The organism is Bacillus sp. RSS_NA_20, assembly GCF_020165915.1.
Taxonomy (GTDB): domain Bacteria; phylum Bacillota; class Bacilli; order Bacillales; family Bacillaceae; genus Bacillus; species Bacillus altitudinis.
The window spans coordinates 799,695-822,084 of the sequence record NZ_JAIUKW010000005.1; the positions used below are offsets into that span (position 1 = coordinate 799,695).

The 22,390-nt window shown below is 39.9% G+C and carries 25 protein-coding genes, 1 other RNA gene and 1 riboswitch; of the genes, 5 read left to right on the forward strand and 21 right to left on the reverse strand.

Features of this window, described 5'->3' with window-relative positions; translation table 11 throughout:
• Positions 1–20: 20 nt before the first annotated feature.
• A complete protein-coding gene (locus LCD32_RS09535) occupies positions 21–722 on the reverse strand; it encodes an AIM24 family protein (protein ID WP_017359709.1) in 702 nt (233 codons plus the stop codon).
• A 267-nt stretch (positions 723–989) separates the two neighbouring features.
• On the opposite strand from LCD32_RS09535, the gene cspD reads away from it, so the two are divergent.
• A complete protein-coding gene (gene cspD / locus LCD32_RS09540; protein WP_003215784.1) occupies positions 990–1,190 on the forward strand; it encodes a cold-shock protein CspD in 201 nt (66 codons plus the stop codon).
• A gap of 51 nt (positions 1,191–1,241) precedes the next feature.
• Here the strand turns inward: cspD and LCD32_RS09545 are convergent, their stop codons facing one another.
• From LCD32_RS09545 to LCD32_RS09555, 3 genes are all read right to left on the reverse strand, one after another.
• Positions 1,242–1,424, reverse strand: coding sequence for a hypothetical protein (locus LCD32_RS09545; protein WP_008346368.1), 183 nt, complete (start codon positions 1,422–1,424; stop codon positions 1,242–1,244).
• A 171-nt stretch (positions 1,425–1,595) separates the two neighbouring features.
• Positions 1,596–1,778 carry a zinc-finger domain-containing protein gene (locus tag LCD32_RS09550; RefSeq protein ID WP_008346366.1) on the reverse strand — a complete coding sequence of 61 codons (183 nt, stop codon included), beginning with the start codon at positions 1,776–1,778 and terminating at the stop codon, positions 1,596–1,598.
• 1 nt (position 1,779) lies between these two features.
• Positions 1,780–2,451, reverse strand: a complete 672-nt coding sequence (locus tag LCD32_RS09555; protein ID WP_017367474.1) for a ribonuclease H family protein — start codon at positions 2,449–2,451, stop codon at positions 1,780–1,782.
• Positions 2,452–2,545: 94 nt separating this feature from the next.
• Here LCD32_RS09555 and LCD32_RS09560 point away from each other — a divergent pair, with 94 nt between their 5' ends.
• Genes LCD32_RS09560 through LCD32_RS09570 form a run of 3 tightly spaced genes read left to right on the forward strand, consistent with a single transcriptional unit; the run spans position 2,546 to position 3,801 of the window.
• Complete coding sequence (locus LCD32_RS09560; RefSeq protein ID WP_017359711.1) at positions 2,546–3,235, forward strand: queuosine precursor transporter; 690 nt, start codon at positions 2,546–2,548, stop codon at positions 3,233–3,235.
• Position 3,236: 1 nt separating this feature from the next.
• Positions 3,237–3,632 (forward strand): reverse transcriptase-like protein, encoded by a 396-nt coding sequence (locus tag LCD32_RS09565; protein ID WP_017359712.1) that lies wholly within the window; start codon positions 3,237–3,239, stop codon positions 3,630–3,632.
• A 43-nt stretch (positions 3,633–3,675) separates the two neighbouring features.
• The gene (locus tag LCD32_RS09570; protein ID WP_008346357.1) at positions 3,676–3,801 is read left to right on the forward strand and encodes a hypothetical protein; all 126 of its coding nucleotides are present in this window, start codon (positions 3,676–3,678) and stop codon (positions 3,799–3,801) included.
• Between the two features lie 40 nt (positions 3,802–3,841).
• On the opposite strand, the gene LCD32_RS09575 is transcribed toward LCD32_RS09570, so the two are convergent.
• From LCD32_RS09575 to LCD32_RS09605, 7 genes are all read right to left on the reverse strand, one after another.
• On the reverse strand, positions 3,842–4,729 hold the full coding sequence (locus tag LCD32_RS09575) for a 5'-3' exonuclease (RefSeq protein WP_060781131.1): 888 nt from the start codon (positions 4,727–4,729) through the stop codon (positions 3,842–3,844).
• A gap of 274 nt (positions 4,730–5,003) precedes the next feature.
• Positions 5,004–5,267: a YpbS family protein gene (locus LCD32_RS09580; RefSeq protein WP_008346351.1), complete on the reverse strand. Its 264-nt coding sequence runs from the start codon at positions 5,265–5,267 to the stop codon at positions 5,004–5,006.
• Positions 5,268–5,308: 41 nt separating this feature from the next.
• Entirely contained in the window at positions 5,309–8,902 is a 3,594-nt protein-coding gene (locus LCD32_RS09585; RefSeq protein WP_224563675.1) for a dynamin family protein, read from the reverse strand.
• 131 nt (positions 8,903–9,033) lie between these two features.
• Positions 9,034–9,141 (reverse strand): Fur-regulated basic protein FbpC, encoded by a 108-nt coding sequence (gene fbpC / locus LCD32_RS09590; protein WP_306172627.1) that lies wholly within the window; start codon positions 9,139–9,141, stop codon positions 9,034–9,036.
• Between the two features lie 64 nt (positions 9,142–9,205).
• Positions 9,206–9,715: an isoprenylcysteine carboxyl methyltransferase family protein gene (locus tag LCD32_RS09595; protein WP_144610229.1), complete on the reverse strand. Its 510-nt coding sequence runs from the start codon at positions 9,713–9,715 to the stop codon at positions 9,206–9,208.
• Entirely contained in the window at positions 9,715–10,812 is a 1,098-nt protein-coding gene (locus LCD32_RS09600; RefSeq protein ID WP_224563677.1) for a type III polyketide synthase, read from the reverse strand. The genes LCD32_RS09595 and LCD32_RS09600 overlap by 1 nt, the downstream gene beginning before the upstream one ends.
• 317 nt (positions 10,813–11,129) lie before the next feature.
• Entirely contained in the window at positions 11,130–11,636 is a 507-nt protein-coding gene (locus LCD32_RS09605; RefSeq protein ID WP_017367478.1) for a GrpB family protein, read from the reverse strand.
• A gap of 488 nt (positions 11,637–12,124) precedes the next feature.
• On the opposite strand from LCD32_RS09605, the gene LCD32_RS09610 reads away from it, so the two are divergent.
• A complete protein-coding gene (locus tag LCD32_RS09610; RefSeq protein ID WP_079919911.1) occupies positions 12,125–12,979 on the forward strand; it encodes a polysaccharide deacetylase family protein in 855 nt (284 codons plus the stop codon).
• Positions 12,980–13,043: 64 nt separating this feature from the next.
• On the opposite strand, the gene pbuX is transcribed toward LCD32_RS09610, so the two are convergent.
• The 10 genes from pbuX to cotD all read right to left on the reverse strand — a co-directional run bounded on the left by pbuX (position 13,044) and on the right by cotD (position 22,164).
• Positions 13,044–14,363 (reverse strand): xanthine permease PbuX, encoded by a 1,320-nt coding sequence (gene pbuX / locus LCD32_RS09615; RefSeq protein WP_007500846.1) that lies wholly within the window; start codon positions 14,361–14,363, stop codon positions 13,044–13,046.
• A complete protein-coding gene (xpt, locus tag LCD32_RS09620; RefSeq protein ID WP_008346333.1) occupies positions 14,360–14,944 on the reverse strand; it encodes a xanthine phosphoribosyltransferase in 585 nt (194 codons plus the stop codon). The genes pbuX and xpt overlap by 4 nt, the downstream gene beginning before the upstream one ends.
• Before the next feature lie 118 nt (positions 14,945–15,062).
• A riboswitch (purine riboswitch) is annotated at positions 15,063–15,162 on the reverse strand.
• A 138-nt stretch (positions 15,163–15,300) separates the two neighbouring features.
• Positions 15,301–16,806 (reverse strand): carboxypeptidase M32, encoded by a 1,506-nt coding sequence (locus LCD32_RS09625; protein ID WP_144610233.1) that lies wholly within the window; start codon positions 16,804–16,806, stop codon positions 15,301–15,303.
• A gap of 127 nt (positions 16,807–16,933) precedes the next feature.
• A complete protein-coding gene (locus tag LCD32_RS09630; RefSeq protein WP_224563680.1) occupies positions 16,934–18,871 on the reverse strand; it encodes an ATP-dependent DNA helicase in 1,938 nt (645 codons plus the stop codon).
• A 75-nt stretch (positions 18,872–18,946) separates the two neighbouring features.
• The gene (locus tag LCD32_RS09635; RefSeq protein ID WP_017359721.1) at positions 18,947–19,144 is read right to left on the reverse strand and encodes a hypothetical protein; all 198 of its coding nucleotides are present in this window, start codon (positions 19,142–19,144) and stop codon (positions 18,947–18,949) included.
• 105 nt (positions 19,145–19,249) lie between these two features.
• Positions 19,250–20,404: a class I SAM-dependent RNA methyltransferase gene (locus LCD32_RS09640; protein ID WP_081114622.1), complete on the reverse strand. Its 1,155-nt coding sequence runs from the start codon at positions 20,402–20,404 to the stop codon at positions 19,250–19,252.
• 108 nt (positions 20,405–20,512) lie between these two features.
• Positions 20,513–20,894: RNase P RNA component class B (rnpB, locus tag LCD32_RS09645), an RNA gene on the reverse strand.
• A 60-nt stretch (positions 20,895–20,954) separates the two neighbouring features.
• The gene (gene gpsB / locus LCD32_RS09650; RefSeq protein WP_008344631.1) at positions 20,955–21,260 is read right to left on the reverse strand and encodes a cell division regulator GpsB; all 306 of its coding nucleotides are present in this window, start codon (positions 21,258–21,260) and stop codon (positions 20,955–20,957) included.
• A gap of 75 nt (positions 21,261–21,335) precedes the next feature.
• The gene (locus LCD32_RS09655; RefSeq protein WP_263485726.1) at positions 21,336–21,878 is read right to left on the reverse strand and encodes a DUF1273 domain-containing protein; all 543 of its coding nucleotides are present in this window, start codon (positions 21,876–21,878) and stop codon (positions 21,336–21,338) included.
• A 49-nt stretch (positions 21,879–21,927) separates the two neighbouring features.
• Positions 21,928–22,164: a spore coat protein CotD gene (gene cotD, locus LCD32_RS09660; protein WP_072368252.1), complete on the reverse strand. Its 237-nt coding sequence runs from the start codon at positions 22,162–22,164 to the stop codon at positions 21,928–21,930.
• Between the last annotated feature and the right edge of the window lie 226 nt (positions 22,165–22,390).

Consider the following 22,390-nt stretch of genomic DNA (forward strand, 5'->3'; position numbering starts at 1 on the left):
TGACGGACACCTTTTTTCTTTTAACCTTGATTTCCATTCGTTGTATATACTTCTTCAAACGGCTGAACAACAACAAAGCCACTTCCGCTAAACTTCATTTGAATGGACTCTCCGCTTCCCCTGCCAATAAACGTTTTGAACGATACATCTGTCACAAATTCAGTCTGCAAATCTCCTGACCATGCGACCGTCGCATTCGGATCTGTATAAACAGAATCACCTGGCTGAACAATCAGCGTCAGCGGTTCGTAATGACTTGTGATTGCCACAAGACCTGGTCCTTCAAGTTTGACATTAAATAATCCGCCTGCAAGCATGCCAGACACCTTTTTCATTAATTTAATATCCCACCGAACTGACGGTTCAAATGCGAGCAGGTCGTTTCCATTAACGAAAATAGACTCCCCTTGAGCCAATCGAAGAATCGAGATTTTTTTCCCTTGGTCTGCTACATATAATTTCCCATCACCTGTGGCCTTCATCAAAGAGGTTCCTTCTCCTGATAACATTTTTTTGAACATCTTTGACACACCGTGTTCAAATACACCTTCACGTTCAAACTTTATTTTCCCGCGATACGAAACCATGGAGCCTGTCTTTGCCCAAATGGTATCTGTTAAATTAATTTCTAACAATCTTGATGTTTCAAGTTCGAAGACCCCTTCCCCTTTGTCTTCTTGCTGCGTATTCTGAACAAACTCCTCAATTGTGTAACGATTCATGACGCACCTCTTTCTGTATTTTTACTATATACGGACAAGTTATACATTAGGTTTCATGAGATTAGGACGTTTTATAGATAAATGTCATTCACTAAAAAAACAAAAAAATCAAACATTCTGCTCAAAATTTGGCTTGCCTGCTTGACGCTTTACTTTTGATGGTGTATAGTGGAACCATCATTTAACAACTGCTTAAGTCGTTAGGTGATGAAAAATTTTTTTTAGTATGCCAAAAGGTGTGCTACAGTACTAGGAGGAAAAAGCAATATGCAAAACGGTAAAGTAAAATGGTTCAATAATGAAAAAGGTTTCGGCTTCATTGAAGTTGAAGGCGGAGACGACGTATTCGTTCACTTCACAGCTATCGAAGGTGACGGTTACAAATCTCTAGAAGAAGGACAAGAAGTTTCTTTTGAAATCGTTGAAGGTAATCGTGGACCTCAAGCTGCAAACGTAACAAAAATCTAATCAACTCAATCAATGATGAAACGACAAAATAAAGAGAGGCGTATGCCTCTCTTATTTGATTTTCAGCTGAATTTCAATCGCTAAAATATTTTGCTTTAATCTTTGTTCAATTTCAGAGATATCTTTTTCGAGAAAAGGTCTTCCCTTCTTTGCTACATCTACCAGTTGCTCTAGATCACTGTACACCTCTTGAAATGTCCGATGTAATACCGTTTCAAAATCCTTATTATCCATGCCGGCCTTCCCCTTTTCCTCTATTATCCGTCACTTAGTCAAAAAGTAACTCAACCAAAACTTTCTATAGTTATATCGGCTCATTTTTCAGAATATGTTCTTTTTTTACACATTCTATTCGTTTTTTTTCGTGAGCGTATGATACATCTAGAGGAAAACCGGAGTGTACGCTTATTTTTTGAGTAATTCATTCCCGTATTGTTTGATCTTCTCTCCTACCGTGCATTGCTGTATACAAAAGGAGTGCGCGTATTTTTTGCCAAATTCTTTGCGAAAGTGCTTCTTAATCAAGCAATCTGAACAATACGTGTCTTGAAGATCTGTTAATTCTTTTACTGCTGTTTTTTTATCCACTTTATTCAGCTCCGTCTGCTTCTAATTTCAACTTACTTTCGATGGGGACGTCTGCAAGTATCTGTCTGGCAAGCTGATCTGCTTCTGCATTTTGTTTACGATCGATGACTTCATATGTTGGCGTGAGCTTCAGCTCTTTGATCGCAGCCTCAATTCGGTCGAGCCATTTGTTATGTATATCATCATAACAAGGCCATTCCCCTTTGAGCTGATTCATCACAACAAGAGAATCTCCTCTAATCGTAACAGAGTTTCTGCTGGCTCCCAGTTCTTTTAAAGCTTTTACCGCTTCAAATAAAGCCGCATACTCTGCCTCATTGTTCGTGGTGCTCTGAAAAGGCTGATTCTTCCTTAACCGGTATGCATCCTGTCCGAGCTGATAATACACGACAATTCCAAGCCCAGCATCACCTGTTTCTTTGCGAAAACTCGCATCAAAATAGACCTGAAGCTGATCGGGTTCAAGCCTAAGTTCTTCGTTTAGCTTTTCAAGTTCTTTCATCGACCACATCGCACCCTTTTCATCTTCAAATGATAGAAGTGACTGCGGTTCTTTTTTGTCTATATGTTTTGCTAAAAGCAAGGCTTCTTTGAGCTCCATCCAATCTTCTTGGAAAAAAGCAATGGACCCAATCGATTTCACTTTCATTGTATAGTGTGCTCTTAGTTTCATTGATCACATCGCCTTCCCGTACTTTTAAGGTAAACGTTCGTTATGCTATAATCAAAAAGTTACATTTTACATTTAGAAAGGAAGTTCATGTCACTTGTTTAATGAAGGTATTTGGATCTTATTTGCGATCATTAATTTTATCATTGTTCTTCTATTTTATAAAGGATTTGGCAAGATGGGGCTTTTCGTCTGGATTGGTTTTGCAACAGTTGCTGCCAATTTACAAGTGGTCAAAACCGTTGAATTATTTGGCTTAACGGCAACACTTGGCAACATTTTATACGGCAGTGTGTTCTTTGCAACGGACGTCCTAAATGAAAAATATGGACAAACCGAAGCGAAAAAAGCTGTCTGGATTGGCTTTGCCACCCTTTTAACATTAACTGTTGTCATGCAGGAGGCTTTGCTTTTCCATCCCGCTCCATCTGACATTTCCCAATCATCATTAGAAACGATATTTGGCTTTATGCCAAGGGTCGCTCTTGGTAGTCTTGCTGCTTATATCATCAGTCAAATGTTAGATGTTTATGTATATTCGTTTATTCGCCGGATATTTCCTTCAGACGGTGCGCTCTGGCTGCGAAATGCGGGGAGTACAATGATTAGCCAGCTGCTTGATACACTCGTTTTCACAACCATTGCCTTTCTTGGTACCTACCCATTCCATATATGGATCGAAATTTTCATCACGACTTATGTGATTAAATTTATCGTCGCTGCCATTGGCACACCTTATGCCTATGCGGCGAAAAAAATGGTTCCGATTGATGAAAGGGGGAATTAAATTGCCAGCTGAAATATATATTGACGGTGCTAGTGCCGGAAACCCAGGTCCATCTGGCATCGGCATTTTCTTGAAATATGACGGAAAAGCTGAGTCTTTCTCCATTCCTCTTGGCATCATGAGCAATCATGAAGCAGAGTTTTCTGCGCTCATTGAAGGCATGAAAATATGCGTAGAAAAAGGATTACGGACCGTTTCATTCCGCACAGATTCACAAGTAGTGGATCGTGCAGCCAATGCAGGATTTGCTAAAAATCCATCTTTTCGTCATTTTATCGAAGAAATGCTGCAGCTTCAAAGCGAATTTGATTTATTTTTCATTAAGTGGATTCCGAGCAAGGAAAATCAAGTGGCTGATCAGCTCGCTAGAAAAGCGATTCACCTTTCAAAAGGATGAATCGCTTTTCTTTTGGTTATGCTAATGTGTGAGGTGATACGAATTGGATAAAGAGAACAGAGGCCGTGTCACAAACGGAACGACTCCTCAAGGTGATGCGCAGACAAAAGATAAACAGCCAATATCGCAATTAGAAAATAAGGCGAAAAAAAGCAACACAAAGGGCTAATACATGTAGCCCTTTGTTTCTTTTCTACGTAAGAACAACCTTAACTGATTCCTAATTGACTTAAGCGGTTAACCATTGGTTCGATCCCTTTAATTTGATGCAAGCGCAGCATCGCGGCTACCCGTTCTGGATTGATGTTCATTTTTGTTTGATCAATCGGACAGCTGAGTGGTACATCACATTTAATTTCTGCCAGTATACGAGAAAGCTTCAGATCTTCTAAACCTGCTTGCATTTTCTTTTGCTGAGCTGCCGTTAATGCATGAACATTTTCTAACAGTCGATCAATCGTTTCATACGTTTGAATAAATTTCAATGCTGTTTTTTCGCCGATTCCTTTTACACCAGGGTAATTATCGCTAGAATCACCCATCAGCGCTTTCATATCAATCAGCGCCTTTGGAGAAATGCCCATTTCCTCTTCAAAAATGGCTTTTGTATAATGCTTATAATTCCCGATGCCTTTTTGCATTAAAGCCACGGTCACTTGTTCATTCAAGATCTGCAGCAAATCTTTATCTCCTGTTAAGACGGTCACATGTGCTTCGTTTTGATAGATTGATGCAAGCGTTCCAATACAATCATCTGCTTCAAAACCTTTCACACCAATGTTCATGATCCCCAGTTCTTCTGTCGCCTCTTTTGCTAAATCAAACTGCGGGATAAGCTCAACAGGCGCCTCACCTCGATTGGCTTTATAATCTTGAAATAATTCGTTCCGGTATGTCTGGCTTCCCATATCCCAGCAGCAAACTATATGAGTCGGCTCAAATGTTTGGACAGCTGTTAACAAATGCTTCAAATAACCATTCACTCCATTTGTCGGTACACCACGATCATTTATCATAAAATTGCGATGGACAGCCGTCGCATAAAACGACCTAAAAAGAAGTGCCATTCCATCTACAAGTAAGACGTGTTTATTCATTCATCTAAACTCCCTTTTTATAAACAATACTCCTATTCTATCATAGAACATCGAAACGAACATAAAAAAGGCGCCTTCTTCTTTTGATAAAGAAGAGGCAGCCCGATTACTTTTTACCATATTGCATTTTTTTCGTTTCCGCTTCTGCGTAGGATGGCATGTCTTTTTCCTTCGGCATGCGCTCCTCCTGCTGCTTTACGTTTTGCTTTTTTGCCATGATCATTCCCCTTTCTGGTTCATTTGTTAAGATGACCAAAAATGAGAAAATTACTCTTTACTTCTGTTTACGCTGGGTGTATTCCTCCACCATCTCAATCGTCACGTGTTTACGAAGCGGAACAATTCCGCCTCGGGCAAGCTCATTCATTTTAGACGTAATGGCGTTGATCTCATCTGTTGAAAATGGTTCATTGTGTTCACATTTTTTCACAGCCGATTCAATCGCCTGCTCTCTTTTTTGTTCAAGTGCAAGAAAAGATTGGATATGGGCATGTTGTTTCTGTGAATGTGCAGAAATTTCTTCGTGTACGCTCGTCATCGTCTATCAGCTGCTTTCTTTTTTATATAGTCTATCATGAATCATATCGTTTTCAACTGGTTCTTCCATTCATTTGTTTGTTCATAAACTTGTTCAATGACCGCCTGTTTTTCAGCATCTGTTGTAAGGCTCGTCATAAATGTCTGTTTTTGCTCATTGAGCTGTTGGAGAGCATCTTGTTCGTACCTTTCCGTATAGGTCTTCACTAGCTTTTCATATCTGCTCAGCAACTCTTCTTTTTCGTTATCTGCCCAACGTGTTGTCATTTGATGTAGAACATCTCGAATGGCTTCAATAAACGTAGCCTTTTCATTTTGTTCAAAGAAGGCTTTCGCTGATTTTTGTTTCTTTAAAAGCGGCTCAAATGGTGCAATCTCTGCTTCGACTTCAATTTGTTTTAGCTCAGCGTTTTTCTCCTCAGGGGCTGATAGGCTGAGAGAAAAGTAAGGATCTTCCGCACATGCAGCCTGCATCCCTTTTTCCCACTCCTCCTGGAAATAATGGTGGATAAACGATTCCATTCGGATATCAAGCGCCTTGAGCTCCTGCACAAATTCAAATTCATACTCCTTTAACGCTTTCTCAAGTGCCTTTTTTAGCTGCTGACCAAAATTCCCTTGAGATATGCCAGGATAAAAGGCCGACTTTAACAGATCATTCGCAAATAATGAAAGCCGCTGTACAATATGATAAAGCTGTTCATGCACGTCTTTTTTTACGCTTTCGGTCACTAGCTTAGACCGTTTCACATCTTGCATTTTTTCGAGAATGGCTTCATAGGATGTCTTGATGTTTTTCTTTTCAGCTTCTTTCTCATCTTCTGATTGATGCAAGGTCGCACGTAGTCTATCGACCGTTGTACATAATGTATTAGCTTCAAAATGCAAAAGTTCAATGGCATCTTTCGTTAATTCTTCCTCAATAAAATAGTCGAGCTGTTTTCTCAGTGTTGCATATTGATTATAAGATGTCGGCTCTTTCCCCTCGATCTCTTCCTTACTAGACACATGATGCAGGTTGGGATTGCGGATGCCTTCTTTTGTAAGCTCGCTTCGTACATAGTCAAATACGGTTTCAAGCTCTGCTTGATCCTTAGCCAAATCAGCTGCATTGATGATAAAGAACATTTTATCCATGCTAAAGGAATCTTTTACGAGTCCAAGCTTCCGTAAAAATGAGCGATCAGCTTTTGAGAAAGAATGCTGATAATACGTTAAATAAAGAAGGGCGTCTGCATCCTTCATATACTGGAAGGCGATTTCTGTATGACGCTTATTCATACTGCTTGCACCTGGTGTATCGACAATCGTCAGCCCTTTATCTGTCAGAGGTGTACTTAAATACACCGTCACTTCCTTCACCACACAAGAAACAGATTCTTCCGCTACATAAGGCTTTAATTCTTGAAGTGTGACATGTAAATTGGTTTGGTTGTCAATGTCATCATGAAACTTGGCATAGGCTTGTAGAAAATGTTCTACAATGATTCGGTGATCCTGTTCGAGCTGCCGTTTTTTCAGTACTCTTTCCAGCTTTGCCTTAAACGAATCTCCTTTTTCTGTTGTGATCGAAAATCCAAGAATCTGATCGAGTTCCTCTAGAATGTCCTGCTTGGTTTTAAACACCACTTTGACACTTTCATGAGGATGATCTTCCGTAGGTCGTGTCAGTTTGTTAATTGTTGCAGTTGTTGGCGTAGGAGATGATGGTAACACCTTCCGTCCAACAAGCGCATTGGCAAAAGAAGATTTTCCAGAACTAAAAGCGCCAAATAAAGCGAGTGTAAATTCTTTTGCTTGCAGCCGTTCTGTTCGTTTTTCAAAGGAATCTCTTTGAGACTTTAGAATATCTAAAGGCGATAAAATGCGGGAAAGCTCTTTAAATTGTGCAATCGATTGTGCTGTTGTTAAATGCTGCGATTGGCGGTATTGATCACGCTCTGTCCGTTCAGTAGCTTGATCGCTCTCTTCAACATGAATTGATGCGCGATTCTTCTCCAGCTGGTCGTGCTGCATCCATTGCTTTTTCGCATAAAACCAGTCGCCTGGGATATGCTCATCCGTTCCGTTTTGCCAAATATCCCATAAATGCTGAATATCTAGTCTTATTTTTTCATTTTTTTCGTTGTACCCCTCAAGCCTCTGAAGCTCTTGTTTCGCTTGTTTCCATTTTTCCTCTTGCTTCTCTTGTTCATTCTTGAGCTGGTCTTTCAAGGTCTCAATCATCTGTTCAATCAATTGAAGCGCTTGCTGTTTTGCCTGTCTTTTCAATGCTTCACCAGCATCTTTTGCATATTGAAGAACGTATTCGTTAGAAAAAGTTGCCCCTTGGTGAATGACCTTTTCAAGCAGGGATTCTTCAATAGGTGTCTCAAATGCCATGGCTTTGTCTAATAACGCTTCCCCAAGCTGATGCTGTTTTATTTCTTTTTTGAAGAACTCGGCAATGTGCCAGTCAACTTCCGCTTTCATTCTCTTTTTTACATCTGCTAAGAAATCACTTGCCCGCTTTTCCTTTTCCTGCTCGGTTTTATTTTTGGCAAAAAGTAAACCCACTTTAAAGCCAGGTGCTTTCGATTCGATATAGTCACTTGCAAGCTCTCGCATCTTAAATGGCGTGAGGTTTGCATTTTTTAAGATGTTCTCTACTTCAGAAGACACTTCATCTTCTACTTGCTTTGCACCATTTTCAATAAATCGGCGTTTCTCTTCTAGTTCTTTCACTTCATTCCTTTTTTCTTGAAGCTGCGCGTCAAGGTCCTCTTCATGCAGTTCTTCTTTTAACGAGTCAATATGTTCTTTTAAAACATGTTCAATTTTCTGCTCTGTATAGGCTCGAAGCGATGCTTTAGGCATGGTTTGTAATTCTTGTAGTTTCTTCACTAAACGGATCATTTCGTTTTTTGGGTGTGCCTCATCCGTCACAGAAGTAAAATATAGATGTTCTTCTTCAATGCCTTCTTTTAAAAGCATCTCAACGACTTGTTTTTTGTAGTCTTCAAAAGTTGTCTCTTGTTCATCATGCCGATCCACTTGATTGACGATGAAATAAAGATTAGGCACTTTCTCTTTAATCGAGCGAATGAAGCGAATGTTTTCTTCAGAATGGACATGGTTATAATGAACGACATAAAAAAGAGCATCCGCTTGATGAAGAATAGAAGCAGCGGATAAAAAGTGCGCATGATCCGTTGAATCAATTCCCGGTGTATCGATGAGTGCCACTTTTTCTTCAAGTCCACTATAATCACCGCTAATTTCCACCATCTCAATCTGTTCCCCATCTTTACAAAAACGCTGCACCGCTTCTTTATCATAAGAACCGCTCATTTTTGCAAAACGTCCATCAGACGTATGGAGCTGAACTTCACTGACCCCTTTTCTGACAACAACCAAGTTTGCACTCGTTGGAATTGGGCTTGTGGGCAGGATGTGATCATGAAGAAGATGATTCACTAGTGATGACTTACCAGCAGAATAGTGGCCGGTAAATGCGATATACACTTCTTCTTCAGCTTCCTTTTTCATAATAGATGCAAGTTTGGCTGCGCGCTCGTGATCACCCCTTTTCAGAAGGCTTTGATATAAAGCACCTGTAGTTTGAACGAGCGAATCTCGAATAGACAAGTCTTTCATGACGATAAACCCCTTTGTTTTTAGAAAAGTCAGTTATGTATGTGTACCATTTTACACAAAATAAAGAGATTTTTCTTCTGATCTGAGGAAATAAAAAAATCTGCTGCCCGATCAGTCGCAATGGACTGCAATCAGGAAGCAGATTTTTTTGAAACACCTTTTAATACGAAGCCAATCAATAAGCTGTATACACAGACCGTACCGAGTAAGAAAATCATTGTCATGTGATCACCGTCCATCCTTCATGATTGAGAATGTTTATCATTAATGAAAGTGTAGCACAATTGATAATGATTTTCAATATTAATTTAGTAAATACTGATTCAGTGCTTTTTCTTCTGTTTGTATTCTGACCATCATCATCCATCCATTTAAACACGTAAACAAAATAGCAGTAATAAATGCGTTAAATAGCAGCGGAATGAACATCAGTTCAATCGCCACCACCACATAGTTAGGATGCTTTAACCAGCGATACGGCCCCTTTTTCACAATCATCGCATTTGGAACGACTAAGATTTTTGTATTCCAAAACGTCCCAAGTGAACATAGTGCCCAGTACCGAATCACCTGGGTCGCAAGCAGAAACACAAGCAGCAATAGGAAAAAACGAGACGGTTGACGATGCAGGAGCCATGTCTCTCCAATAAGCGAGAGGAAAAAAGCTGCATGCATAGCGACCATATAAGGATAATGGCTTGCACCAAATTCAATTGCTCCGATCGCCTTCACCTTCTTTTCATTTCTTTTCGCCACAAGCACTTCAATGAGGCGCTGACAAATGAAAATGCCAATCACTATCCAGAAAATCATCACGAGAGCCCCTCCCATTTCATGAGCAATAATTCTGACGAAAAGCCTGGACCAAGTGCTCCGCAAAGGCCCACCTGTCCTGCATCTAGTGACTGATGTTCAAGAAAATGCTTCATGACATATAAAACGGTGGCAGAAGACATGTTTCCATGCTGTTTCAGAACCTCTTTTGAAGAAAATAGCTGATGCTCTTGTAAAGATAGGCTTTCAAGATAGGCATCAATCACTTTTTTTCCTCCAGGGTGAGCAAGAAAAACGGATACATCCTCTGTTGAAAACCCTAGCTGATGTAAAAATTGATCCACTTGCTCTTTTAACCACCCAGAAATGATGGACGGAATGTCACGTGAGAAGATGACCCGAAATCCGTCGGCGGTAAAATCCCATCCCATCACATCTTCAGAATCTTTCATGGTCACTGACTGCGTGCCAAGCACTTTAGGTACTGTTTTTAACCGCGTATACTTAGAGGCAGCCTTTTCTCCAGTTAAAAGAACGGCCGCAGTCCCGTCACCGAACAGCGAGGTTCCAATTAAATTGCTTTTTGATTGATCTTGCGGCTGAAAAGTGAGGCTGCAAAGCTCGCAGGCAACAACGAGCACTTTCGCTTCTGGATACGCCCTGATGTATTCATAAGCTCGGGATAAGCCTGCCGCCCCGCCCCCGCATCCTAACCCCCAAATTGGCACTCGTTTCGTATAAGGAGAAAATGAAAGAACATTCATCAGCTTTGCATCAAGACTTGGCGTTGATAACCCTGTACTGGAGATGAAAAACAAAGCATCAATCTCATCAAAAGGAACTGGCATTGTAAGAAACGCTGTTTCATGCAGACAGTGAAAAACGGCTTCCTTCGCATGAGCCAATGCTTTTTCGACATAGAGATTATTTTTCTCTTCAAAAGAGTGATGTTCTTGATACCAATCAATAGGCTGGACAAACTGCCTGCTCTCTATTTCGCCATTATTAAAAGCTTTTAATAGCCGATCAATATCTTTAAACGATTGTTTAAATTGAGACCTTGCAAATTGAGCAGCTGCTTGCTGATCCACATGATGTTTTGGCAGACTTGTTCCAACTGAAAGAATGTACGCCATCGGCTTCACCTCTTTTTTCGGTTAATATCCCCAATCAAAAAAAGGATATACATGCCAAAACGACACAATTCAGTCAAAATATTTTCCTCCGTCTAACTTTTTGTCTTGACGACAATTGATAAATATTGGATAATATAGGTGAAAACATGATGTAGTTTTCCTCCTTCACAGGTTCGTTCCAAGCCAAGCGAACCTGCTTTTTTTATGCAATTTATGTTCAAAAATAATGGTGATTTAATGAAAAAAAAGAACTCCGTTAATTGGGAGTTCCTCTGTGAATGACCTCTCTTATGAACATCTAAAGAGCAAACCCTCACCTAAATCTTTTCGAGGATTGACTTAATAAAAGCAGTTTTTTCATGTGCGTATTTGTGTTTGTCATTTCCATGTAATCTTGATAATTTAAGTTTAAGCTGTTGGTACTCACTTCTAGCTTGCTCATTATTTCTCAAGTAATCTCTGAAATTTAACTGTTCAAGTAAATACTTATTATGTCTTTGGTACATATGGATTTGATGTGTTCGTGGTTCTCCTTTATTAAAGTAGTGTCTTTCAGGTAATACGTCTGTTCCTTTATATGAGTAACCGAGTGCTTCCAACGCTATTACACATTTTTCACCATCAAAAAAATGTTCTATTTCAATTGCAATATCAATAATTGGCTTAGCGCTTAAACCTTTTACTGCTGTACTTCCAATATGGTGTACATTGATTGTGTATGGACCAATATCAGCTATTATCTGGCGCTTTTCTTTTTCATATTCGTTTTTCCACTCCATAGACCAAGGCACTAAAAAAACTTCCCCTCTTGGTAATCCTAACATTTACTTATCCCACCTTTTATTAACACCCATTTGGAGAATGTTAATAAACCAACTTTATCATAAGTCCCATATGGAGAGAGCGGATAGATTTCAACAATCATCCTATTCGTTTAGATCTATTTCTTGGTTGATGTCATTCAAAACGATTCTTAACCATTCACTCTCATCTTATTTTATATCTAAAGAACAAAAATCCCTTCAACCGATTATTAATAGAGTTATTTAACATAGCTTTATGCAAAAAAACACCTCTCAAATGAGAAGAACCGTAGACAAACCCCACCTTTCATTTAAACATGAATGGATCACCTTTTTTTCTGATCAACACAAATAAATAACCATAAAATGCTAATTTATTTGATGATTATATATGAAAAGGGGGTTTTTTCCTGTATACTTAATCAATATGAACACCATGAAAAACAGTGAAAAAAGACAGAATCTACTTCATGATTCGGCACAAAATTTAATTGATTGGAGTGATTGTCATGAAAAAGGTGTCCAAAAAACAGACACCCTACAACACGATATTTCTCTCGAAGATAATTGGTTTAGTGCTTCTTACACTGTTTCTCGTTTTTATCTGGGATATGTCTAAACCCCATTTGCAGGCGACAAATGGGCAAGCAAAAATTGTTACTAGCAGTGACTTCCGAGACACAAGTATCAGTCTGAAAGCAAAAGATCATTCTACAAGAACATTGGATCAACAATTTAGGACCAATCCAAACCAACAGACAACGAATAAAACGGTCTTTTTAACATTTGATGATGGCCCTTCTGCTACATCAAATCAGCTGTTAAATGTCTTAAAAGCACATCAAGTGAAGGCGACATTCTTCATGCTTGGACCGCAAATCCAAGCTCACCAAGCAGCTGTGAAAAGACTTTATCAAGAAGGACATCAATTAGGGCTTCATGGCATGACGCATGATATAAACCGCTTTTACCAGAACAGTGAGTCTCCCGCAAATGAAATGAAAGAAGCTCAGCTCATTCTTGCTTCTGTTACAGGCGTTTACACCCGTCTTGTGAGAACACCTTATGGCAGTGTTCCAAATTTAACATATGATCAAAAAATACGTTTAAACCAAAATGGCTTTATTTACTGGGATTGGACGATTGATAGCCTTGACTGGAGATATAAAAACTCACAATATGTTCCAGAGGTATTGAATCAACTGCAAATGTTTGAGAAAAATAAACCATGGGAACCAAAAGTTATTTTAATGCATGATCAACCCTCTACCACGAACTATTTAGATAACCTGATTACACAACTAAAAGCAAGGGGCTATACTTTTGCAGTCATTAACGAAACAATGCCGCCGGTACAACATTAATAGCACTAATCACAACAAGCCCGTATCCAAAGGATGCGGGCTTTCAGCTCTCCAAGAGAAGTGATTACATAACAGATTGCTTAGGTTCTTCCATTAGCTCCTGCTCTGTTTCTTTTTTAAAAGGAATCATGTGATAAATAATATGAAGCAAAATAGCGGTAAAGCTTCCGGCGACAATTCCGTTACTTGTTAACAATTTAATCGATTCTGGCAAATGCTCAAACATTTGCGGTACAACCGTTACTCCTAGCCCGATGCCAACTGAGCATGCGACAATGAGCAAGTTTTCTTGTTTTGCAAAATCGACGCGCGAGAGCATTTTAATCCCGTACGCAATGACCATCCCAAACATGGCGACCATTGCACCGCCTAGAACGGACTTTGGAATAATCGTTGTAAATGCCGCGATTTTAGGAAAAAGGCCAAATACCATTAATAATACCCCTGTCACCACAATGACCTGATTTTTCTTCACACCTGTTAACTGGATCAATCCAACGTTTTGGGAGTAGGCTGTGTATGGAAAAGCGTTGAAGATACCGCCTAATAAGACGGCAATTCCCTCTGCACGATATCCCTTTGCTAAATCCTTCTCTTTTAATGAACGATTCGTTAAATCTCCGAGCGCAAAGTATACACCCGTTGATTCGACTAATGACACAATGGCAACTAATGTCATTGTCATGATTGGTGCAAATTCAAAAGTAGGCAACCCAAAGTAAAAAGGCTCAATGATGCGGAAAACTTGTGCATTCGCCACTTCTGCCGTCTCCACCTTCCCTAAGAAAGCAGCAACTGCTGTTCCGAGTAGAATGCCGATTAAGATGGCAATGGCTTTCATGAATCCCTTTGTAAATCGATAAAGAAGAACAATGATAAACAATACAAGAAAAGCAAGTCCAAGATTCTCAAAAGAACCATAGTCTGCACTTCCTTCACCACCTGCCATATTGTTCATGGCGACCGGAATTAAGGTAATTCCAATGATCGTGACGACGGAACCTGTGACAACGGGCGGGAAGAATTTCACAAGCTTCCCAAAGAAAAATGAAAGAGCAATGACAATACACCCTGCGGCGATAATACTTCCATATATAGACGAAATTCCATATTTAGAGCCAATCGCAATCATAGGAGAGACCGCAGTAAATGTACAGCCTAGTACAACAGGCAAACCGATGCCAAAAAAGCGGTTTTTCCATACTTGAAGCAGTGTGGCGGCACCGCACATGAAAATATCTGCCGAAATTAAGTACGTCAGCTGGGCTGGCGTGAGCCCAAGCGCATCTCCAACAATGAGCGGGACAAGAACCGCACCTGCATACATCGCTAGTACATGCTGTATCCCTAGCGAAAGGGTTTTGGCTTTTTTAGCGGCACTCATGATTGTACCTCGCGTACAAACGTGACTTTTCCTTCCTCGAGCGATTCGATACGTGCGAGTGACTCGACTCTATAGCCCATTTGCACAAGCTCTTTTCTTCCAGGCTGGAATGATTTCTCGATAACAATTCCAAAACCAGCTACTTTTGCTTTCGCTTGCTTTGCGATTGCAGCTAGTCCCTTAGCGGCTTCTCCATTTGCTAAAAAGTCGTCGATGATTAACACACAATCATCCTCACTAAGGTGCGTGTTAGAAACAGCGATCGTACTTTCTACTTTTTTGGTAAAAGAATACACACTTGCTGTCAAAAGGTTATCCGTTAAAGTCAGTGATTGCCGCTTTCGGGCAAAAACAACTGGCACATGAAGGGCAAGTCCAGCCATGACAGCAGGTGCAATACCAGAAGATTCGATTGTGATAATTTTAGTAATTCCATCATGCTTAAATAATCTAGCAAACTCTTGACCGATCTCATGCATTAACACAGGGTCAATTTGATGATTTAAAAAAGCATCTACCTTTAGCACTTGATTTGACAGAACGATTCCTTCGTTCTCGATCTTTTGACGTAACAATTCCATCATTCTTCCTCCCAGCATATTAGCAACTTTCATTTTTTTGCATAAAAAAAGCATTGCTGTCCATTAAGGAGCAAGCAATGCGAAAACGATCCACGGGATCTTCAGCTCATACAAAAGCTGTTTCATTTTGCTCACTCATAGTCGGACGGTATCGGTGTCCGGTAGAAACTTGCGTGCCTTCATCACGCGATTATATGAGTGTTTCATAGTGTTCAAATTATAACAAGATTTCAGACGCTTGGAAAGCACTTTTCTAGAAAAATACCGAACTTAAATAATCATTAAGCTTTAAACGTTCGTTTTTAGAATATTCAACCAGCAAAAAAGCACCCTTTTGATTAAAGGGTGCCTTTCATTTATGATAAATATAGTTTCGTGTACTTATCTGTTAAATAATCAATTAAGTATTGAACATTTAATTCTTCACCAGTTGCGTCTTGAATGATTTCAGATGGCTTTTTCCGTTTTCCATGCTTGTGGACATGTTCCGTTAGCCATTCTTTTATCGGTGCAAAAGACCCATTTTGAATCAGTTCATCAAAATTCGGTAAATCTTTGATCATTTGCTGCTTTAATTGCGCCGCATACATATAACCAAGTGCATATGAAGGGAAATAACCAAAACTACCATCAGACCAGTGAACATCCTGCAAAATACCAAGCGCATCGTTAGGCGGCGTAATGCCAAGATATGCTTTATATTTTTCATTCCATAACGCTGGCAGATCTTCAACGGCTACTTCTTCATTGAAAATGGCTTTTTCAATTTCATAGCGAATAATAATGTGAAGTGGATACGTGAGTTCATCTGCTTCAATTCGAATGTAAGTCGGCTTCGATTCATTCACCGCATGCACAAATTCTTCTAAAGTGACATCTTTAAATTGTTCAGGAGATGCCTCTTGCAGCTTTTGATAATACGTTTTCCAGAAATCTTCATGTCTGCCGATAAAGTTCTCAAAGAAAAGAGACTGTGATTCATGAATACCCATTGATGTGCCGTCACATAAGAGCGTTCCGCTCAGTGCCTCATCAATATTTTGTTCATAAATGGCGTGGCCGCATTCGTGAATGGTGCCAAAGATCGCCATGCGAAAATCGTGCTCATCATAACGCGTCGTCACACGTACATCCCCTCTGCTTAATGTCACAGCAAATGGATGAACCGTTGTATCAAGTCGTCCTGCGTCAAAGTCATACCCTAACTCTTTTAAGAAAAAGAGACTCAGCTCTTTTTGTTTGTCGATCGGGAAGCTTTTCGATAAAAACGAAGTATCCGGTTTATTTGGCGAAGCTTCAATTTTTTTCACGAGAGGAACGATGGCGTCTCGAAGTGCACCGAATTTTTGATCGAGTTGTTCAACCGTCATATCCGGCTCATAATTATTGAGCAGCACATCATATGGTGTTTTTTTCACGCCCCAGTATTGAATGAAACGCTTGTTAAAATCAATCAGCTGTTTTAAATAGGGTGCAAAGAGTGAAAAATCTGATTTCTCCCTTGCTTCTACCCAAACATGTTCTGCTTTTGATTGTAGAATGGAGTATTCTTTAAATTCTTCTTTTGGAATTTTGCTGTTTTCATCATATTCTTTTTGCGATAATTCGAGTGCCTTCTGCGTGTCTTTTGACAGCTTTTCTTTCTCTTTATTTAATGCATCAAGAAGATCTCTCATTTCATCAGAAGTCTTCATATTAAAGATATCGCTGGATAATTGACCGATGGTTTCTGCTCTGAAATCAGCACTTTTTTTAGGCGCTTGTGTTCGAGAGTCCCAATAAAGTAAATGAAGCGCCTCTGTATAATGGGCGATTTTTCCTAGTAATTGATAAAACGCTTTCTCTTTTGGTTCAAGACTCATGCGTTCGTTCCCCCAATCAATAAAATATGTATGTACGTTTCAAGGCTACTTCAATAAATGTTCTTTTGTCAATGAAAAAGGAGGATACGCTGATCGTATCCTCCTCTTATTGAATGGTTTTCTATCATTAAGAGATCACTGGCTTTACTGGAAGAACGGATTCAATTTTACTTTGTAGCTCAATATCTTTCTGACTGCCGAAGTAAATATGAATGCTGCCAGCATCTTGGCTTGTCCGAATCAGTCTCCCAATGCCCTGCCTTAGACGAAGCAGCATGTACGGAAGGTCCACTTCAGTAAATGCATCTTTCGCTTCATTCCGTTTTGCTTCAAATACTGGGTCATGCGGTGGATATGGAAGTCCCCAAATGACCACATTTGTTAAAGAATGTCCTGGAATATCCAGCCCTTCCCACAGGTGAACGGAACATAACACAGATGTTTCATCTGCTTGGAACTTTTGAACAATGGTACTGATCTCCTCGTCTCCTTCAAAATACACATGGAAAGGCAGTGGTTCATTTGATGCATCGAGCTGCTTTCTAAATACATGCAGTTCATCAAATGAAGGGAATAAAATAAGAGATCGACCGCCATTTTCTTTTACCTGAGATAGCACGTGCTGACCTTTTACATCTGACTCTGTCATTGGCTGCTGAATTCCGTGGAAATACATTTGCATTTGCTCCTCATAATCATACGGCGAAGCCACACTCATGGATAAATAATCTTTGATCCCAAGGCTTTCAGCTAAATAATCAAATGATTGGTTTTCAGACAACGTAGCAGATGAGAAAATATAAGGAATTTTTTGCGAAAATACCTTTTCACCGAGAACTTCTGCTACCGTTTTTGGCATGACGACAAATGTAGTATCTAATTCCTGTTTCTCAAGCCAGCTAATGGCATTTTTCTGATAAAGCGACAGAGAATACGCCATCTGTTCAATGTACTCTTCCACAACAGACAATTCGTATTGATCAATTGTGTACATCTCTGATTCAAATACGAGCGCTTCTCCAATCTTCTCAAGCAAATCACATAATTCACTTGCTGAACGCTTTACCTCATCTACACGACCAATTTCAAGACGGTGTGATCCTTTGATTTCTTTGGCATTCGTTTTTAAGAGGTAAAAGAACTGATCGTTTGTTGCAAGTGCATCTTCAACAAGCTCTGCAAACTCTTCACGAATGTCATTTTGCAAAAGACGCTCCAAGAACGTCTCAAGTGTTGATTGTTTCACTCGGTATGTTAGCGCTTTTTGTGCTGCAAATTCAAGAAGATGTCCTTCATCAAATACAACGGAGCTATGCTCAGGAAGGAGCGGCAGCTGTCCTTCACGTATACGTGACTCCTTTGTCCATACATGCTCCATGTAAAAGTCATGAGAACAAATGATGAGGTCTGTTGCTTTTCGGTAATGGTCTCTTGATAAATTCAAGCCACAGCGGTGCCGCATGTCGCACGTTAAGCAGTCCTGAAAAGAGTCATAGCCAATTCTTGACCACTCATCATTTGTTAATTCTGGATACTCTTTTCGATCACCATACGGATAAAATGTCTGCATCCCATGAGATTCATGAACAAATGAAGGAAGCGATTCATAAATGTCGAGCCACTTCTCATCATCTTCACGTTGCATCGTTTTCTCTAGTTTCTTTAAGCATAAATATTGATCATGCGATTTACTTAATCTCGCATCTATTTGAATATCAAGGTGATTGGCAATTTTATAGATATCACCTTCTTGTTTGACGAGCTGTTCAATTAACGTTTCATCTGCACATGCAATGATCGCAGGTTTCCCTGTATACCTTGCATATGTGACCGCAAATAAAAGATAAACGATTGTTTTGCCTGTGCCTACCCCAGCTTCGGCAAACATCACACTTTTTTCTTTAAAAGCTCTTTCTAACTGAAAAGCCATGAATATTTGTTCATCTCGAAGATCAAAGCCCTTTTCTGGCAAAATGTCATAAAACACATCACCAATCCAGTTGCCCAGTTCTTCGTAAAAATTATGTTCTTTTGTTAATGAAAAAGGCAAACGAGACGCTGTCACCTGCTTCAACCCCCAACTTTTGAATCATTCAGACATTCAATAGTACCATTTATGCTGGGGTATGACAATCTTTTTTTAAGAGCGCAGGCGATGTTGGTAGCTTTCCTTCATTAAAAATGCGTGCTCTGAATGGTCTATGTAGTTTTGAGCCATTGCTAAGTTCTCGATGGCTGCCGTAAGTTTAGCAGATTGTCCTGTTTCAATCCCTTCTATTTCTCGGGCTGTTGAAGCGAGTGCTTTTTGAATTAACTGAAATTGATCATAATGAATCATGAAGACACCTCTTTTTTTAAAATCAAGTTCAGTTTATTCCGTCCCGTCAAGACTTATACCTTTTTAGCATAAAAAATCCACACCTTCTCGTGGTGTGGACATTTGTTACGATTCAGTTGTTTGCTTTCTAGGCCGGCGTTTTCCCCAGTATTGATAATAGTCTGTTTTAATAAATCCATTAAACAGTTTTCTCTTTTTCGTCGCTTTTCTTCCGAAACATTCTTCGAATTTTTCATGTGACGTTAAAATGTAAATGGACCACGTATTTAGGTTTTTCAATGCTTCGCCCATGCCTTGATACATTTTTTCCACAGCTGGCTTATCGCTGAGACGTTCACCGTAAGGCGGATTTCCGACAATTACACCATACTCTTCTTTTGTTTGAAAGTCCTTCACTTGCATTTGCTTAAATTGAATCAGTTCACTAAGTCCAGCTTCTTCTGCGTTCAGTTTCGCAATCTCTATCATGCGATGATCAATATCGCTCGCGATAATGCGAAGCGGCTGATCATAGTTCGCCTTTTCTTCTACTTCAAGGCGTGCTTTGTTCCAAACGTCCTCACCGATCCATTCCCATGATTCAGATGCAAACTCCCGGTTAAATCCAGGGGCAATGTTTTGTCCAATCATCGCTGCTTCGATAGCAATTGTGCCTGATCCGCAAAAAGGATCGACAAACGGACGGTCAGGTGTCCAGTTCGTTAATAAGACAAGCGCCGCTGCAAGGGTTTCTTTAATAGGCGCCCCGCCTTGATCTGCACGGTATCCACGTTTATGAAGACCCACACCAGACGTATCGAGCGTCAGCAATACTTTATCTTTTAAAAGCGCTACCTCGATTTTGTATTCAGGACCCGTCTCTTCTAGCCATTCAGACTGTATGTTGTAAGATGATCTAAGTTTTTGCGCGATAGCCTTTTTGACGATACGCTGACAATCCGGCACACTGGCAAGCTGAGATTTAACAGATTTACCAATGACAGGGAATGTACTATTTTTCGGTAAAAATGCGGCCCAGTCAATGGCTTTAGTCTGCTCAAAAAGCTCGTCAAATGTTCTAGCCGAAAATTCAGCAACTTGGACCTTGATTCGGTCTGCTGTACGCAGCCATAGATTCGCACGGCAGATGGCAAGCGCATCTCCTTGAAAAATAACTTTTCCGTTATCTACGGTGCACTCATACCCGAGGTCTCTTACTTCTTTTGCAACAATCGCTTCAATTCCCATTGGCGCTGTTGCGATGAGTGTATAGGTTTTCATTTGTTTATCACCTGTTTTCTCGTTCTTTTCTTAATCAAGATAAAAGCTCTCCATATGTAGAAATAGGAGAGCTTTGATTTCATCATGTTTATGATAACGGATATAACGTTCTGTAAGCCATGTTTTGTTCCATCGTACTACAAACGGCAAAAGCCTCGTACTCAGGTGGTAATCATCTATCTACAGAATTCTCTGTCCTTCTCTCCGTTTGGTTCCTTTGAGAAAGTTCCCCTACCAAGTTTGGGTTTCTCGCTCGAGGGGTTTACCGCGTTCCACTCTCACCATTTCTAGTGAGACTTCGTCACTGTGGCACTTTCAAGGATACTTTGCCATATCCTAAAAGGACGTAGGCATTTTTCCTGCCGTCAGCCTTTCCCAGGCTGCCCTGGCTTATTTTTTCGCCAGGCACGAACACTACGGGCATCTCAGCACCGTGCGAGCATGGACTTTCCTCTGCAATGTCAAAGCATTACAGCGATTACCCGAACGTTAATCAACATGCGTTATTATAAACGACAATGTCATCTGACACAAGCTTTTTTGGTATTACTCAATCATAAAGTTTGCTGCCGAAAACGTGTTTCTCAAGATTAGATAGTCTTTTTAAAATATCAAAGTTTGTTGTATTGGACTGTGCAGGCTGTCTTTTCCCTTGCTCAACCGCTTCTTCAAGCTGTTTTGACAAGTGAAGGTTTTCTTGTTGGAGTTTTTCAATTTCTTGATGGAATGTCTCATAGTCTTTAATGACCATATCTAGAAATTTATCGACTTCTTCTTGTTTATACCCTCGGACACCTGTTTTAAATTCTTTTTCTAAAATTTCTTTCGCAGAAAGCTTTACTTTATCAGCAAGCATCTTTTTCACCTCATATCGTGAATTCATAGTATATTTTTTCAGAAATACGTGACGTTGTCAAATTTTCTCTTGCTTTTAGTCAAAAAACGGATCTTCCGCCTCAACCTGTGCTCTTAAATCATCCATTGTGATATACATAATTGGGTAGTCGGTATAGGTTTCAGCTTCTTTAATCATATATTTTGGCGAGCCTTCGTGCTCGGGATCATATAAGACGAGAAGGCCGTCCGTTTTTTCAATAAAAAAGCGGTTCTTTTGTTTAAATTGTGCCGGACTTTCATACGGTCTATGCGTGACACTTTCTACAAAATCAGCTTGTGCAAGAACGCCTTCATACAGCTCTTTATTTTGTTCATTCCAGCGCTCTTCCTGTTCATAAAATGGTGTAATGACAGCAAGTTTTAAATCTGGAAACTCCTCTTGAAGCTCAAAGACCACTTCAGCTGTCCATATTTCTGCCCCTAACTGACCTGAAATGAGCACCCATTCCAGCCCGTCTTCAATGAGTGCCGTCAGCCTTTTCCGAAGTTCCGCTTTTATGTATTGAAGTGCAGGCTCGTCTTGTTTGAAGATCCCAAGCTCAAATGGCTTGTACCCTGTGAAAGCAATAATTTTCATTTTTTCACCTGCTTTTAAAAAAAGGGACTTATAAAAGTCCCATTTCACTTTATCTGTTACAGCAAGGTCCACCGCAGTTAAAGTGTTGATGTGTTGCCGGGTCCACCTGAGAAAACGTATGCGGGAAGTAGTGAACATGTTGGAAATTTTGGTGATGAACATTTGTTACATGCTGCGGGTGGATGTGCGGCACAATTGTAGTTGACTCACTATGCGTACAGCAGTGATTCGTTGGATGTACAATTGGCTGTGTAACATTTGGATTGCAATGATGATGATGGTACATGTAGCATTCCCCTCTCCTTGATTTTCTTACATTAACAATGTATGAATCAAGAGGTGTACATGTACTAATGCATTAACCTATTTTAAAAGTTTGCAAGAAAAACATCTTTATAGTTTGAAAACACAAACGCGACCAATATGACAACAAGAAAAAACAAGTAGAAAAGACCCTTATACATGCTCTACGCTCCTCATTCAATATCTAACGTTATTTTACAGGATTCGTG